13 protein-coding genes and 1 pseudogene are annotated in these 13,198 nt (G+C 59.4%); 5 read left to right on the top strand and 9 right to left on the bottom strand.

Annotation, left to right across the window (positions count from 1 at the left end):
* Positions 1–19 precede the first annotated feature (19 nt).
* The 7 genes from ACJJVH_RS30830 to ACJJVH_RS30800 are packed head-to-tail and all read right to left on the bottom strand — an operon-like array spanning position 20 to position 5,087.
* Positions 20–295, bottom strand: coding sequence for a hypothetical protein (locus ACJJVH_RS30830; protein ID WP_112804224.1), 276 nt, complete (start codon positions 293–295; stop codon positions 20–22).
* A 44-nt stretch (positions 296–339) separates the two neighbouring features.
* Positions 340–1,266 carry a 3-oxoacyl-[acyl-carrier-protein] synthase III C-terminal domain-containing protein gene (locus ACJJVH_RS30825; protein WP_162704111.1) on the bottom strand — a complete coding sequence of 309 codons (927 nt, stop codon included), beginning with the start codon at positions 1,264–1,266 and terminating at the stop codon, positions 340–342.
* Entirely contained in the window at positions 1,250–2,191 is a 942-nt protein-coding gene (locus tag ACJJVH_RS30820) for an alpha/beta fold hydrolase (RefSeq protein ID WP_112804222.1), read from the bottom strand. Before ACJJVH_RS30820 ends, ACJJVH_RS30825 begins: the two co-directional genes overlap by 17 nt.
* Positions 2,181–3,545: a hypothetical protein gene (locus tag ACJJVH_RS30815; RefSeq protein WP_113423218.1), complete on the bottom strand. Its 1,365-nt coding sequence runs from the start codon at positions 3,543–3,545 to the stop codon at positions 2,181–2,183. Before ACJJVH_RS30815 ends, ACJJVH_RS30820 begins: the two co-directional genes overlap by 11 nt.
* Positions 3,542–4,120, bottom strand: coding sequence for a hypothetical protein (locus tag ACJJVH_RS30810; protein ID WP_412066326.1), 579 nt, complete (start codon positions 4,118–4,120; stop codon positions 3,542–3,544). Before ACJJVH_RS30810 ends, ACJJVH_RS30815 begins: the two co-directional genes overlap by 4 nt.
* Positions 4,117–4,827, bottom strand: coding sequence for an acyl-CoA dehydrogenase family protein (locus tag ACJJVH_RS30805; RefSeq protein WP_112804219.1), 711 nt, complete (start codon positions 4,825–4,827; stop codon positions 4,117–4,119). The genes ACJJVH_RS30810 and ACJJVH_RS30805 overlap by 4 nt, the downstream gene beginning before the upstream one ends.
* The gene (locus tag ACJJVH_RS30800) at positions 4,827–5,087 is read right to left on the bottom strand and encodes an acyl carrier protein (RefSeq protein ID WP_412066325.1); all 261 of its coding nucleotides are present in this window, start codon (positions 5,085–5,087) and stop codon (positions 4,827–4,829) included. Before ACJJVH_RS30800 ends, ACJJVH_RS30805 begins: the two co-directional genes overlap by 1 nt.
* A 490-nt stretch (positions 5,088–5,577) precedes the next feature.
* Here ACJJVH_RS30800 and ACJJVH_RS30795 point away from each other — a divergent pair.
* Positions 5,578–5,986: pseudogene (locus ACJJVH_RS30795) on the top strand (sigma 54-dependent transcriptional regulator); the annotation flags it as partial.
* A gap of 222 nt (positions 5,987–6,208) precedes the next feature.
* On the opposite strand, the gene ACJJVH_RS30790 reads toward ACJJVH_RS30795, so the two are convergent.
* Both ACJJVH_RS30790 and ACJJVH_RS30785 read right to left on the bottom strand, forming a co-directional pair.
* Complete coding sequence (locus tag ACJJVH_RS30790; protein WP_412066324.1) at positions 6,209–7,237, bottom strand: LacI family DNA-binding transcriptional regulator; 1,029 nt, start codon at positions 7,235–7,237, stop codon at positions 6,209–6,211.
* 181 nt (positions 7,238–7,418) lie between these two features.
* A complete protein-coding gene (locus ACJJVH_RS30785; RefSeq protein ID WP_412066323.1) occupies positions 7,419–8,399 on the bottom strand; it encodes an ester cyclase in 981 nt (326 codons plus the stop codon).
* Between the two features lie 176 nt (positions 8,400–8,575).
* Here ACJJVH_RS30785 and ACJJVH_RS30780 point away from each other — a divergent pair, with 176 nt between their 5' ends.
* The 4 genes from ACJJVH_RS30780 to ACJJVH_RS30765 are packed head-to-tail and all read left to right on the top strand — an operon-like array spanning position 8,576 to position 13,192.
* Positions 8,576–9,679, top strand: a complete 1,104-nt coding sequence (locus ACJJVH_RS30780; protein ID WP_412066955.1) for an ABC transporter ATP-binding protein — start codon at positions 8,576–8,578, stop codon at positions 9,677–9,679.
* Positions 9,676–10,890 carry an ABC transporter substrate-binding protein gene (locus ACJJVH_RS30775; RefSeq protein ID WP_412066322.1) on the top strand — a complete coding sequence of 405 codons (1,215 nt, stop codon included), beginning with the start codon at positions 9,676–9,678 and terminating at the stop codon, positions 10,888–10,890. The genes ACJJVH_RS30780 and ACJJVH_RS30775 overlap by 4 nt, the downstream gene beginning before the upstream one ends.
* Positions 10,891–10,948: 58 nt before the next feature.
* Entirely contained in the window at positions 10,949–11,977 is a 1,029-nt protein-coding gene (locus tag ACJJVH_RS30770) for a carbohydrate ABC transporter permease (RefSeq protein ID WP_412066321.1), read from the top strand.
* A gap of 3 nt (positions 11,978–11,980) precedes the next feature.
* A complete protein-coding gene (locus tag ACJJVH_RS30765) occupies positions 11,981–13,192 on the top strand; it encodes a carbohydrate ABC transporter permease (protein WP_412066320.1) in 1,212 nt (403 codons plus the stop codon).
* The last annotated feature ends 6 nt before the right edge of the window (positions 13,193–13,198 follow it).

Here is a 13,198-nt window from a genome sequence, read left to right as displayed (position 1 = left end):
CCGATATCTCCGCTTCGGCTCAGGCGGCCTGCGTTACTTTGCCTTCGATGAAACGGGAGAGATCGTCGATGCTACGGAAGGCGGTCGACGAGGTGATGTCGAGGTCGCTCATGAACGTGAAGACGTCGAGGTTCAGTTCCTCGCTCAATCTGGCGACGAAATGAACAAGCTCCAGCGAGTTGAGGATGCCGGTCGGCCCGAATATCTGGGTGCCGCCAAGGACCTCGCCGATGCGCGTGGGGCCAAGGCCGCTCTGCTCAAGCGAAAAGCGAATGATGGATCTGATATCGAGCATGTCTGTTCTCCCAAATGATGATCACAATTTCCATGATCACAGGTTCAGTTCACTTTCACGAGTGCCGACGAGGCCGTGGCGCCAAGGCCGATGCTGAAGAGCAGGACGAGATCGGAGGTCCCGACCCGCCCCTCGCTGCGTGCCTGCATCAGGTTGATGAACGGATCCGCGCCGAAGCAATGGCCATAGGCGGCGATCGTCGACAGCAAGATGCGGTCCGCATCGAGGCCGATCTGCTGAGCGATCTGCAGCCATGAGGGAATGTTGACATTGTGCGGCATCACGCAGCGCAGCTCGCCAAGGCCGATGCCGAAGCGGGAAAGGGCCCTGTGGATCGCCTCGCACGCGAAGTCGAGATAGCGGTTCGAAAACTCGTCGCCGACGGCGTCGCCAGGGCGCCCGGTGATGAGCGCGAAACGGCCGTCGTGATGGACGCTGCTGCCGACGACGTCATAAGGTCCCGACCCATGTCCGACAAGAAGCGCGCATGCCGCCTCGCCCATGATCGTCGCGTTCTCGATGACGCGTACGACGCGATGAAATGCCCGCTCGCCGATGAGCACCAGCGCGACATCCCCGTCCTCAAGCAGCTGGCCGAGCACGTCGAGTACCGTCAGACCCGAGGCGCAATGGTTCATCGTGAGGCTGAAGACTTCAAGGCCGCGAGACGAAAAGGGCTGCAGCACGGATTGCATGTCGGATCGCATGAGGCTTGTCGTCGGCAATGTGTGGCAATGCACGACATGGGTCAGGCGGGCAGCATGCGCTTCGTTGCGTTCAAGGATCTTGCCGGCGGCATCGTGCAGGAATGGCGCGAGCGCTCTCTTCGGCTCGCATCGAAAGCTCTCGAAACCGAAGAACCGCTGAAACATCCGTCTCTGATCATGGGACAGCTGCAATTGCGCCGCCGCCTCGTCCATTCTCTCGACCGTATCGGGAAAATTGAGTTGGACATCAAACAGCGTCAGCATCGGTCCACCTCGAAGGTTCGGCGCCGCCGCCAAGGAAGGCGGTGATGCCGGCGATAAGGCCGGGATGATCGAGAACCGAGCGATGGTTGCAGTCGTCGAGGAAAATCGCCTTCGCCCGGGGAGCGGCCTGGACGATCGAGCGCGCCTCCTCGACGAGGACCTGCCAGTCCGAATTCGCATGGACGACTAGCAATTTATCCTGGAGCCGCGCAAAGGTCGCAGGGCCCGCATCGCAGGGCGAACGCCGCCGCAATTTCCAATAAGCATGTTGCACCTCATGGCGCAGACACTCGGGCGCTCCGGTCTGAACGAGGTAGGCCTGCAGCAGCGACGTCAGCGATTGCGGCGCGCAGATTGTGACGAACCGATGCGCCGGCAACCCTTCCTCCAGCGCGATTGCGGCGATCAGGCCGCCGGCGGAATGACCGATGACGCAGTGAAAGGGTCCATACTGAGCGCAGTAGCGGGCAATCTGCCGCCCCTTCTCGTGAAAGGACATCGGACTCGATGTCGACGCCCCGTCGCCGGGGAGATCGGGATAGACGACCCGGAACCCGCTCCGGGTCAGCGCTGCAGCCAGCGGCAGGATCATCGAGCTGTCGGCGTTCCATCCGTGAATGAGGAGTACCCGTGGCGCCTGCTCGTCGCCGGAAAAACGGATGGCAAGGCGGCCCTTCTCGGTTTGAAGGATCCGGTCAACTGGCTGCGCTCCCGCACGCCGGAGCGGGACCGACGTCCGTTCGAACCGGTGCAATGCGAGCCATGCGCCGGCGAATGGCGAAATCGCTGTCAGGACATGGACGTCCAGTCGACGCAGTCTGGACTTCAGGGCCCTGAATTGTGCGCCCCGCGGCTCCAGTCGCGTCCCTCGAATGCGCGTGAGTGAGCCTAGATATAGTGCCGGGTATAAAATCTCATAGAGCATGATTTTTCTCCCAGCGATGCAGAACGTGGACAAGTCGCGCAACGTATGCCGCAAATAGAAGTGCCGAAGACACCGTCAGAACATGAGATATCGACTCGATCGACTTGCTGTTTTCTGCGGAGAAGATGATCGCGCCTATGGTCGCGGCTTCGGCGACAATGGTGAATACCAGGACCTTCGGCCCGTCTCCGATCTGTTCGAGGATGATCTGAATGCAGACCACACAGGGCATGAGGAAGAATGTCGGCAACAGCAGCCACAGGAGATTGTTCGACCACATGTTCAAGGTGGTGGCGTTTTCCGGAACGATCAGCCCTATCGCCATCGTCTTTGCGAAGAGGATGGCGACGGTGGCGACACCATAGACAGCAAAGACGAGCGGAATGCCCGCAGCGAGATATCGATCGCCTGAAAGGCCGGATCGCGTGTTCAGGGACTGGTTGACGAGAATTGCGATCGCGGATCCTGCCGCGACGGCGGGGATCGTGAAGGCCACTCGCAGGCGAAGCACGACCAGAAAGGCCGAAACCTCATCCGCGCCGAAACGATCGATGACCGGAAAGACGAATGCGGCACTGGCGCTTGCGACGAGAATGGAAAAGAAGACCGGAAATCCAACCGTCGACAGCAATGGCCATATGCGTCTCGCCTCAGGCATGGCTTCCGTGATGTCCGCGTCTTTCATGGCAATCCTTCGAACCAGCATGACGACGATCGGAAGCAGGATCAGCGGGCCGGCGAAGTTGCCGATCAGCACCGCCGTGAACCCGATCTGATATCGATCCAGCAACACATAGGTGACGAGCAGGCTGAGGATTGCGGCAAGCGCGAATGGTCCGATCGCCAGAAGCGCATGGCCGCTGCCACGAAGAGCGCTGTGATGGATCTCGAAGACCAGGAACGCAGCCATCGATAGCGCGGCCATCGGAAGATAGGACAGGATAAGTGCCAGGGATTGCGACTGCAGCGGCAGCATCTGAGATGCGCAATAGGCGATCAGCGCGATGGCGCCGATCAGCAGGAGGCCGACGAGGCAAAGCGTGCGGGAGGATTTGAGGACCGCGCCGGCCGACGGCATATTCTTGCAACGCGCGCTGAAGACCTGATTGCTGATGGCAAGGCCCTCCATCATCGCGATGATGATGAAGAAGGCGGGCTGCATCAGCGACATCAGATAGATTGCCTCGGTATCGCCATGGCGGGCAAGGATCGTCACCATTCCAAGGTTGAGACCGGACAAGATGCAGGCCGAGATCGCCAAGGGCGCGGCAAGCGCGATGATTTGCCCCATCATGGAGGCGAGTGAGACCCGTTGAGCATCGCTGACCTGAACGAGCACGGCGTCGGCTGTCAAAGGCTCATCTCCCGCACATGATTTTGGGCCGAGCGGGCCGGATCCCGTCGAGTCGCCGTCGCATCGCGGCGCTCTTTTTCCAGGACGACATAGCTAACCTCATTGGCCAGCCGGCCGCGCTCGGCGATCCGCTCGACCTCGTCGTTGAGAATGAGAACCTTGGCATGGGCTCCAAGGAGGGCCCTGGCCATGGAGAAGGCGTCTTCGAGTGCCTGCTCGTGTTCGACGCGGATCGCAAACACGTTGCGGTTGATGTCCAGAAGATGGAGCAGCCACTGAAGGATCGGGGAGCGTGTATCGAGTTGATGGCCGCGATGCAGATAAAGGACGGCAAGATCGCGCCCGCCGTGATCCACTCTCAGGCGCTCGACGACGTCTCGCAGGCTCGTGTCATGCGGCAGGTTTTCGTCAAACGCTGCCGTTTGCAGCCCTGCGGCCTCCTCCGCGCCGTGGCAGGCACGCCAGCCATGTAGCTGGTTCCACTCCGATTGCGTTAAATCTCGCCAGCGCGGGGAGACCTGAAGCGTTCCGCGCGCGACGACGAGTTTCTCCGTTGAGAGGGAGGCGACGATCATGGCGCATCTCCAGGCTCAACGGAGTGAACCGTGCGATCACGATACGTCAACACGGCGGATGCGCCATGGCGGCAATAGATCGACGCCATCAGTGATGACAGATACTCCAGCGTGTTGATGCCGGAGATCAGATATCCATGCCCGCCCATGAGTTTCGAGACCTCAGAGAACTCCTCGCTGATCGCAGATTGCATCCTTTCGAGGCCCTGCGGCTCGCCACATTCCTCAACGAGGCCGATTTCTTCGATCAGCCGAACAATCAGAGCGTTCGCATGGGCGAACCTCGTCTTGACCAGCTGATGGTGCATGGTCTTCTGGCCGAAGCTCTGCCGGCCTTCCAGGTGGTGAAAGGCCATATCCAGCGCTTGCGCCAGCAGTCCCAGTCTTGCTGCAACGGCCGCGATCGCGCAGCGTGACACATTCGGCCGCGCCTGGACCTCCGGTTCCGCACGAACCATGGCAAGGCCGATGCGGGCAAGCACAATGTCGCTCTGCTCGTCGACCTGGCGCGCGACGCCGTTTGCCGTCGAGGGACCGACGAGGGGAAAATCGTCATCTACACCGCGCAAGGCATATCCGTTCGCCACCAGGTAACCTTCCCTGGATGTCGCAAAGAGGCAGATTGCGCGAAGGATCGTGCTGGCATCGCCGGTGCGGGCGAGCGCAAACAGGCCTTCCAGGGAGATGCGGGCCGGTACGTGCAACATTATTGTGCCTCGGCGCAGACTTGAGCCGAGATGTAGGAGGCAAGGCTTCCGACCGAATTGAAATCGGTTTGGCCAAGGGCCGTCGGATCGAAGCGGAGACCTTGAACCTTGTCCTCAAGCGAGAGCAGGAACTGCACGAACATGAAGGAATCGAGATCGAAATCCCGGTCAAGCTTCATGTCGCTCCTTATGCCTGGGACGGGCCGCTCCACGACGTCCGAAAGCGCTGCTTCAATCGCTGAAACTATAGTATCGTCCATGTCTATCTCCTCTGTACTTCGCAAAGTTGGACCATCCTTCACAGCCTGAGCCATGCGAATAGTGATGACCGGTGGTCTCCCGTCGGGGAGAAGTAATTCCAGTTAATATTTAGCGTTTGCGGTCAGATGTTGCTTTGGATGCAATGGCTATGCTTTGATGGGGTCGAGCATGCGGACCGAAAATCGCTTCGATGAGTATTCGATAGGCCGAAAAGTGACGCGGCTGCGTCCTATTTCGCGATTCTGGACACACAAAATCGCGAAATAGGACGGAGAAGCTGCAAACGGTCCAAGATTATGAAATGGCTTTGACGTATATTTTGCGCCGATGCTGCCGTGAACTCTTGGTCGAAAGGCAAATATTTCGTTGTTGTTCAGGCCGGTATTTGCAGCAAGGACCGTTCGTGGAGATCAGGACAGGGGAAGAAATCCATCCGCCAATAACAATGCAGCCCGAATCGGGGACTGTCGGCGACGCCAGGCAGCCCGGGCAGGACTGACATTCGCGAACAGCCCGCAAGCTGTCTGGAGTGCCAATTTCCGCGACCTGTCGGCTTCCGGTGAAACGCATGGCGACACTCGTGCCGCATGGGCGTATCACGACGGAGGTCGTCGACGGCGAAATCAAGCGCCTGAACCGTTATGGCGCCGCTCGATCGATGATGATGGAGCCGATATGGATGCGTTGGGCGCAGAGGCTACTGCTCGCCTCGATCGTTTTGACGCGGTGCAGCTTGCAATGGTGCTTCATACCTGCCGTGAGCATGCGACGACGATCTGCCGGCAGATCCTTGTTTGCAATCTCGCGATTGAGAAAGAAAAGCGGCAATGACGCAGATCGCCTGACGAAATATCTCGCTCGCTTCGACCTCTGCTTTGAGGATGTCAAGCTACGGTGAGTGCCCGCAGATCTCGGAGTGCTATTCAAAACGCCGAAGCGAGTTCCATCACCCAGCCTGATCTAAAGCGTAATATACTCGAAGGCTTAGCGAGCTTACGGGTCGTTTGAATTACGGGGCCGACGGTTCGCATCCCATCAAGAGCAATAAGGACCGTTGCGGGTCTCGTCTGGCAGCTTTGTCCGCAAGCCCAAACTGCATTATGCGACTTTAGGATGCGGCCTAACGGGAGACTGCTTCACGTACAAACGGAGCGAGCCTGCAAGAGCGTCTGACAATCACCTGCGAAGGAACAATAATTGCGCGAGTCTCGACGGAATTCGACGAAATCTGCTCCATGAGGATGTCTACCGTCGCACGAACCATTGGTTCAACGGGTTGGCGAACGGTCGTTAGCCGGTAGCCCTTCCAGCCGGCCTCAGGAACGTCGTCAAATCCGACGACTGATATATCTTCCGGCACTTTCAGCCCTAAATCATCGCGAAGCACATCGATGACGCCGAACGCCATGTGATCGTTCGCGACGAAGATGGCGTCTGGGCGCCCCCGCGCGGCGAATAGACGGCGAGTCGCTTCCTCGGCGCCTTCCATCGTGTAGCTGCCGACTTCGCGAAGATGGACCGGCATGCCTGCTTCGCTCATCTCGGCCAAAAAGCCCGCTTCACGGTCCTTGTTGGTCGAGGAATCCTCCGCGCCTGCAATGAAGGCGATATTCTGGTGGCCCGCGTCAATCAACAGCCGGGTGAGCTTGCGAGCACCCTCGAAATTGTCGGTGACGACGCTGCTGGACAACGAATTCGGAACGTATCGGTTGAACAATACGACGGGGATACCCGTATCGACACATTGTTGCGCAAGTGTCGACGACATGTCGGCCGACGCCATCACGATGCCCTCGACCCGATAGGTCAACACCTTCTGGATCACTTCATCCTGATTGCCGCGGTCTGTCATGAACAGCAGGATCTGATAGCCCCGCGCCTGCAACGCCCGCGACAACGTTTCGAGCACGACGGGATAGAAATGGTTGTCCAGATAGGTGACAAGCACGGCGATCAGGCGCGAACGCCCGGTGTTTACCGCCTTTGCCAGAGCATTTGGTCGGTAGCCCAACTGCTCGGCCGCATCGAGAACCCGCTTGCGAACATCGTCCGAAATGCTGGCGCCAGGCGAAAACGCCCTGCTGACCGCCGACTGCGATACCTTTGCCAGCTTCGCGACCTGCCCCGATGTGACTACGCCCTTGGCCATTTCCATATCCCGGATGATTTTGAATAGGCCATAACAATCTATGAATACGATTGCAACAGAATTCATAAATTCGTGAAATATTCAAGTCCTTTCAGTGTGGCTCAAAAATGTAAGAGATATTTCTTAGTGCGAACGGGCGTTGCCGCGGATTGTGTGTCACCCCGCGGCCGTTGTCTTCGGCCTAGAGCTGTCCGCGGCGAAAAAAGCTCTGCATGCGCGCAAAGACATCCACATCCATCTGGAGAAGAAGGTGGATAATGTCCAGCGGCACCCAGTTCTCTCTGATTAGTCCCTCGTCGGCCAGGTAGAAATCCATGACGCGCATCTGGACGTCTCGTCCGGTCGGCGATGTCCCCAGGAAATTCCCGCCGGCATGCCGGGCGTAGACGCTCGGCCAACCGCCGGTCGCCGAATATTTGCCGTCTCCGATCCGAACGTAGTGGTTGCCGCCGCGCCGGTTCGGGAAGGCGTCGCGGAAGGGAAGCTGGTGGTAGTCGACGAAGCCCTGCAGCCCGCGAGTGGTCCCGATGCCGGCCGGTCCGTACCACATCATTTTCGGATGCCAGAATTCCTTTTGCGGCATGACGAGCAGCCCGTCGCGCCCCTTTGCCTGGGTGTCGTCGTATTTGCCCAGCGAAACCTGCATGGCCAGGGTCAATTCGAGCGCTCTTGCCGATTCGGCCGCGTCCTGCTCACACAACAGGATGCCGTCTGCGGAGATCGGACACGGCCATTGCTCCTCGGTTCCAAGGCTTGGCGGGAGCGGCCAGAAGCCAGCTTGACGCATAACGTCCAGAATGTCGAAGAGAACCGTGCTGCAGGTGATCCGTCCGTCGACCACCTGGTGGAATTCACCGTATCGAAGATAGACCGGCCGTCCCGTGGCGGGGATCGTCAGCCAGTCGCGGCGGAAGGTGCCGCAAAGATGGCCGACGGCGCCTACCAGCGCGTTGCCCTGATACGTGCCGCCCATCAAGATCGTATCGCGTCTTTCGATGTCGGGAAACGATTCCATCATTGGTCGCCAGACGGTCGCAGCTATGGCATCCGGTCCCCGCACCTCGTTCAGCGGATGCGAGCCGCGCCACAGCGCGTCCGGAGCGTAGATGTCTGCAAGCGCCCCGTCGATCGTCTGCGGCGATGCCTCGGCTAGGCGTCTCATAGCCTCATGGACCAGTTTCTTATTTGCCAGGTTCTCGCTCGACACCGATGATCCTCCTTGCTGTCGATCAAAAAAAATCCTTGAAACGTATTGAATACGTATTCACATTATGTCAACTTATTTGCATAGAACAGCCGATCAACAGGCTGGCGACCTCAAAAAAGCGGAACAGCGACATGGCTTCAGTCACACTCAAGCGGCTCCTCAAGAGCTGGGGAAAGTTCACGGGCGTCGCTTCCGTCGATCTGGAAATCACCGACCGTGAGTTCCTCGTGCTCCTTGGTCCGTCCGGTTGCGGCAAAACCACGACGATGCGTATGATCGCCGGACTGGAAGACCCGACCTCGGGCGAAATCTGGATCGGCGATCGGATGGTCAATGGCCTGGAACCACGTGATCGCGATGTCGCCATGGTATTTCAAAACTACGGGCTTTATCCCAATCTTACCGTCTACGAAAACATCCGTTTTCCCTTGAAGGTCAGGAAGGTGGCTAAGCCACTCCATGACGAGCGCATCCGGCGCGCGGCGGCGATGGTGGAGCTGGGCGCGCTGCTCGACCGCCGGCCGAGCGAGCTCTCCGGTGGCCAAAGACAGCGGGTAGCGTTGGCAAGGGCGATTGTCCGTGAGCCGCAGGTCTTTCTCATGGACGAGCCTCTCTCCAACCTGGATGCCAAGCTGCGCGTCTCGACGCGGGCACAGCTGAAAAACTTGCACCACGAGCTGAAGGTGACAACAATCTACGTCACGCACGACCAGATCGAGGCGATGACGCTGGCCGATCGCGTCGTCGTCATGAACAAAGGCGAAATTCAGCAGGTCGGTACGCCGACCGAGATCTATGACTGTCCGGCGAACACGTTTGTCGCAAGCTTCATCGGTTCGCCAGCGATGAACCTGATTGCCGGCACCCTGTCGGAGGGCGTCTTTACGGCGCCGAACACGCGAATTGGCGGACTGAGGAGCGATCTGTCCGGGCCGGTGATCCTCGGGTTCCGCGCCGAGGACGCCACAGTCGGGGGCGAAGCCGGCGGCATTCAGGCCCCGATCTACAGCGTCGAGCTTCTGGGCGACATGACGATGGTGAGCGTGCGGTGCGGCGAGGCGCTGGTGGCCGTCCGCGCCAACAAGGACTTTCGCGCCGAGATCGGCAGCGCGGTCGACTTCTCCGTGCCGCCGCGCATCTGCCATCTCTTCGATCCGGATACCGGCCTCCGCCACGAAGCGTCGGTGACAGCCTTATCTGCCTCCAAAAAACAAAAACAGGGAACAACGAAATGATCAGAAAACTTATTCTCGCTGCCGGTATATCGTTGCTTGCCAGCGTCTCAGCCCATGCCGAATGCAGCTACAAGAACGATACGCCGATCAAGTTGCTGGCCGCTGGCTTCGACGCCTGGAAAGCGGTCGCCTCGACGATGGCGGAATGCGGAAATTTTCAGGCCGAGCTCGACCAGAATTTTGCCCAGAAGCAGATGGCAGCCTTCGAGGCAACGCCTGCTCTCTATCAGATCGGTGGTGTCGCCAACGAAACCCTGGTGCCCGTGCTGCAGGAAGGACTGATCCGTCCGCTCGACAGCCTCGTCGCCAAATACGGCCAGAACCTCAATCCCAACCAGCTGATCAAGGTGGATGGTAAGATCGTCGCGATCGCGATGATGGTCAACACGCAACATCTCGTCTTCCGCAAGGACATCCTCGAGCAACTGAACATCCCCGTCCCGAAGACCTATGACGAGGTGCTGGCGGCGGCAAAGAAGATCAAGGATGCCAAGGTCGTCGACTATCCGCTCGGCGGCACCTTCAAGACCGGCTACGATCTTGGCGAGGAATTCGTCAACATGTATCTCGGCTTCGGCGGCCAGTTCTTCGACGACAAGAACATGGCGACGATCGATAACGACAAGGGCGTCAAGACGCTCGATATGTTGAAGGCGCTGTCGCAGTACATGGACCCGGAATTCCTGGTCTCCGACTCGACCTATGTCCAGCAGCAGTTCGAGCAGGGCAAGATCGCGATGGCAAATTTCTGGGCGTCGCGGGCAGGCGTTCTCGAAAATCCGACCGAGTCCAAGGTCGTCGGCAAGATCGGCGTCGCGGCGGCTCCTGCCGCCTATCCGGGCGGAAAGCCGGCGGCGACGCTCTGGTGGGACGGCATGACGATCGCCAGCCATATTTCGGACGCTGATGCGGACGCAGCCTTCAGGCTCGGCATGGAGGGGATGAAGCCGGAGATGGTGAAGGCGCACAACGACGCCTCGGTCTGGCTGGTCAAGGGCTATACGCCGACGCCGATCAGCAAGGGTGCCTTCGAGACGGCCGCGGCCGGCGCCCCTCCCTATCCGGCAACGACCGCGCTCGGGATTCTTCATACGGCGCTCGGTAATCATATTGGCGACTTCCTGACGGGAAAGAAGACGGCCGAACAGGCGCTCGCCGACGTCGAGGCGGAATACAAGACCGGAGCGACCGAGAAGGGTCTGCTGAAGTAGAGCCGACTGCGGGCGGCATGCCGCCCGCTTGCCTTTTCTCACCGGAAGAGTTTGCGATATGAGATCCAGGACGTTTCTTGCCTTCGTGGCACCCTCGGTCGCGCTGATGACGATCTTCATCGCCGTCCCACTGGTCGTCGTCCTCCTGCAGAGCTTCGAGCTGCGCCAGCAGGTCTTTCATCAGGTGAAGACCCAGACGTGCACGCCTGGCTTTGCCGGCCAGGTTTGTACAGACGACATCAAGAATCTGCCGGTTCTCGACGAACAGGGACGTCCCGTCGAGGAGTCGCATTTCGTGGGCTTCGATATCTATCGGACCATTCTATCGCCGACGGCGGTCGTCGATGCATTCAAGCAGGGCGGCGGCGGTCTGGCGGCGATCCTGAATATCGACTTCTATCGCGCTCTCCGCTTCACGCTGACCTTCACGTTGGTCACCCTGCCGCTAGTCATCGGGATCGGGCTTGCACTGGCCATCGCGCTCGAAAACACGCTGAAATCTCTGCGCGGTCCGCTGATATTCTCGTCGTTGCTGCCGTTCATCATCACGCCGGTGATCGGCGCGCTGTCGATCCGCTGGCTGTTTGTCGGCGACGGGATCATGACATCATTGATCGACAAGCTGACCGGCGTCCATATCGCGATGTTTGCACATGGTTGGACGATCGAGATTCTGATGCTGTTCTACAGGGTCTGGAGTTCAGCACCTTTCGCCTTCATAATCTTCTATGCCGGTCTCCAGACGGTTGATCGCGATACGCTCGAATCGGCGATCGTCGATGGCGCCTCGCGCGTCGAGCGTCTACGCTACGTCATCATTCCGCATCTGATGCCGTTGATCGTGTTCGTGGCGCTGATCCACTTGATGGACGCTTACCGGGTCTTCGATGAAATCGTCGGCTTCTCCAGCCAGGGATACCGCATCTCCCTGCAGTGGCTGACCTACGACTTTCTCATTCCCGACAACAGCGGCAATCGCTCTGTGTCTCGCGCGGCTGCCTCATCGATGCTGACCATGGTTGGCATCCTGGTCATGCTTCTTCCCCTCCTGCGCCGGACGTGGCGCGACCATAGAAAGGCGCGCTGAACCATGTCCGTCCCACAAGCCCTCCGGCCGGGTGCCGGCCTCAAGCTCGCCACGGGGATATTCCTGGCCGCCTGGACGCTGATCGCCGTTTTCCCGCTTCTGTGGATCGCGATCATGTCGGTCAAGCTGCCGGTCGATGCCTTCGCATCGGATCCCCTGCAGGTGATCGTCGGAGACGCGACGATCGAGCAACGCGGCGGCCTTTCGCCGATCTTCCTCGTCCTTTATCTCGCGGCGATCTTCGCCGCCTACCGACTGGCCGGAAAACTGGCGAGATCGATGGTGACATCGCTGAGCCTGATGGGCAGCGCGTTCGTCGGCTGGCTGGGCACGGCGCTGGTCATGCTGGGTGCTCTCTTTGTGGCCTTCTTCCTGGTCCTTCCATGGGCGGTGGATCGGCTCGACATTGCGGCCTCGGCGCTGTCGTTTACTTCATGGCTTGGTCGACCGCTTTTCGGCCTGACGATGGAACACTATCGCGCCGTCTGGATTGGGCACGCCTTCTATCACCAGTTCATCAACTCGCTGATCGTGACAACGGGCGTGGTCGTCATATCGTTGACGGTCGGGACCCTTGCCGGCTATGCGCTGGCCCGTACCGAAAGCAATCTCGGCTTCTGGCTGCTGATCATTGCGCTCATCTTCCGCGCTCTTCCGCAATCGGTTCTCGTGACGGGTTATCTGCCGACCTTCATCGACTCGCGGCAATTGCTGATGCCGTTGTGGGCGAGTCCCTGGTCGGGTTGGTTCTTCCGGCTGTTTTCCGATGCACCGCCCACACTCTATGGGCAGCCGCTCGCGGTCATCATGGTCCTGGTGAGCATCAATCAGCCCTTCACCATCTGGATGCTGCGTTCGTTCTTCGTTAACATCCCGCGCGAACTGGACGAGGCGGCCCGCGTGGATGGCTGCACCTATTTCGAAGCCTTCTGGCGGGTAATCATGCCTGTCATGTGGCCCGGTGTGGTGACCACGGGGCTGTTTGCCTTCCTGCTCGCCTACAACGACTTCCTGGTCACCTCGTTGCTGCTGGACTCCCAGTCTCAGACGATGGTTCCGGCAATCGCGTCCTTCTTCAACAGAGAAACAACCACCACCGACCAGGTCCAGGCCGTGGCAGCAGCGGTATCGATTACCGCGCCGCTGTTCGTTCTGGTTATGGTCTTCCAGCGTCAAATCGTATCCGGCCTCACGCAAGGGGCGGTCAAAGGTTAAAAAGGA

Origin of the sequence: Rhizobium sp. SYY.PMSO (assembly GCF_046840415.1) — a bacterium.
Taxonomy (GTDB): Bacteria; Pseudomonadota; Alphaproteobacteria; order Rhizobiales; family Rhizobiaceae; genus Rhizobium.
This window is presented reverse-complemented; position numbering and strand designations above follow the sequence as displayed.